Source organism: Streptomyces sp. SID3343, assembly GCF_009865215.1.
GTDB lineage: Bacteria > Actinomycetota > Actinomycetes > Streptomycetales > Streptomycetaceae > Embleya.
Genome location: NZ_WWJX01000198.1, coordinates 1 through 2,539 on the forward strand (window position 1 = coordinate 1; position 2,539 = coordinate 2,539).

Annotated in this window: 1 protein-coding gene; it reads right to left on the bottom strand. The window is 72.9% G+C overall.

Annotated elements, in window-relative coordinates; all coding sequences use genetic code 11:
• Positions 1 to 2,539: type I polyketide synthase (locus tag GT354_RS07385; protein WP_161355447.1), on the bottom strand; the 2,539-nt coding region annotated here is incomplete at both ends.

The window sequence follows — 2,539 nt, forward strand, 5'->3', positions numbered from 1 at the left end:
CCCCGTACCGTGCGCCTCCACCACATCCACATCACCCACCGACAAACCCGCACCCGCCAACGCCCGCCGAATCACCCGCTGCTGCGCCGGACCGCTCGGCGCCGTCAAACCGTTCGACGCACCGTCCTGATTCACCGCCGAACCACGCACCACCGCCAACACCCGCCGCCCACCACGACGCGCATCCGACAACCGCTCCAACAACAACACACCCACACCCTCACCCCACCCCGTACCATCCGCCGACGCCGCAAACGCCTTACAACGACCATCGGGCGACAGTGCGTTCTGGCGACTGAACTCGACGAAGACGGAGGGGGTGGCCATGACCGCGACACCCCCCGCGAGGGCCATCGAGCATTCGCCGCGACGCAATGCCTGGGCGGCCAGGTGGAGGGCGACCAGCGACGACGAGCACGCCGTGTCCACCGTCACCGCCGGACCCTCGAAACCGAACGAGTACGAGACGCGGCCCGAGACCACGCTTCCGGCGCTGCCCGTTCCCCGGTAGCCCTCGATCCCGTCGGGCACCCGATCGAGTCCGGTCGCGTAGTCGTGGAACATCATTCCGGCGAACACGCCGACGTCCGCGCCGCGCAGCGCGGCAGGCGCGATGCCGGCGTGTTCCATCGCCTCCCAGGAGGTTTCCAGCAGCAGTCGCTGTTGTGGGTCCATCGCCAACGCCTCACGCGGCGAGATCCCGAAGAACCCCGCGTCGAAGTCACCGGCGTCGTGCAGGAAACCGCCCATGCGCGTGTGGGAGGTGCCCGGTCGGTCGGGGTCGGCGGCGAAGAGCGCGGCCAGGTCCCAGCCCCGGTCGGTGGGGAATTCCGACGCGGCGTCGCCGCCGGCGGCGATCAGTCGCCACAGGTCTTCGGGATTGTGGATGCCGCCGGGATAGCGGCAGCCGATACCGACGATGGCGATGGGTTCGTCGGTGTCGACGACGTTCGCCGCCGGGTGGGGGAATCGGTCTTCGCGGGGTGTGCCCACCAGTTCGTCCCGCAGGAAATCGGCGAGCGCGGCCGGCGTGGGGTGGTCGAACGCGACGGTGACCGGGAGGGCGACGCCGGTGGCGGCGGTGAGGTGGTTGCGCAGCGCGATCGAGGCCAGTGAGGTGAACCCGAGTTCGCGAAACGCCCGGCTCGCTGTCACCGCCGCCGGTGTCGCGTGGCCGAGCACGCCGGCCGCTTCCTCCCGGACCAGGTCCAGGACGAACCGTTGTTGTTCGAGGGGCGACAGGGCGGCCAGTCGGCGCCGCAGCGTCGAGGTGCGCCCCGATGCGGCCGGGCCCTCGGTGGTCTCGACGCCGGAGGGGTCCGCCGTGGTGGGGATCAGGTCGCGCAGGGCGGCGGGTACACCGTCGACCGCCCGGCCGCGCAGCGCGAACGCGTCGAGCGCGGCGGGTACGAGTACCGCGTCGTCCGAGCCGCGGGTGGTGTCGAGGAGCGCGAGTCCCTCGTCGGGGGTCAACTCGCCGATCGCGTTTCGTTTGAACCAGACCCGTTCGGTGTCGCCCACCGCGGACGCGTCGCCGGCCCATGGCCCCCAGGCCAGGCTGGTCGCGGGGTGCCCCTCGGTCCGGCGGCGGCGGATCACCGCGTCGGCGTAGGCGGCGTGGGCGGCCCGCTCCGGAGCCCCGGGCGCCCCGAGGATTCCCCCGATCGCCGAGAAGGCCACGAACGCGGCGAGGTTGCGGTCACGGGTGAGCTCGTGCAGGTGCCACAGGCCCGTCGGGTCTCCCGTGGTGTGTACGACGGCGCTCACCGGGTGGTTCGCGAGCAGGTCGGCCAGCGCGTCGCGGTCGGCGGGGTCGCAGTGGGAAACGGTGATGTCGGCCTCGGGTTCGGCGAGTTCGATCGCCGCCGATCGCACGTCCGGGACCGGCGTCGGCCACGGTTCGCCGTCGGCCGTCCGGCCGGGCTCGTCGTCCGGTCCGGTGGCCAGCACCAGCCGGCGGGCGCCGTGCTTGGCCACCAGGTGTCGAACGACCGTACCGCCGAGGCCGTCGGCGCGTCCGGTGACCAGCACGGTGCCTTCGGGGTCGAAGGCGGGTAGGGCGACCGCGACGGGGGGAAAGGCCCTGGCGAGTCGCGGGACGCGGACGCGGCCCGCGCATACGCTCGATTCGGGTTCGCCGGCGGCGACGGCGGCGCACAGGGCGCCGGCCGAGTCCTCGTGATCGTCGGTGTCGACCAGCACGAACCGTCCGGGGTGCTCGGCCATGGCGGTGCGCATTACACCCCAGGCGGCCGCGTGCACGGGATTCGCCCCGCTCGGGGCGAGAGCGGAGCCCCGGGTGACCAGGACCAGTCGGGCGGTGCCGAATCGCTCGTCGCTCGACCACGCGTGGACCAGCGCACGGGTATCGGCGACCACCTCGGACAGATTTTCGGCACGTGGGGCGAGCGACACGAACACCACGTCGGCTCGCGCGTCGGCCGCTGCGGCCAGGTCGCGAACCTGGGCCACGCGCGTCGAGCCGGCGGCATCGGCGGCCGCGGCGAGGCCGGGGAGGTCGTCGCCCACCACGGCGCAC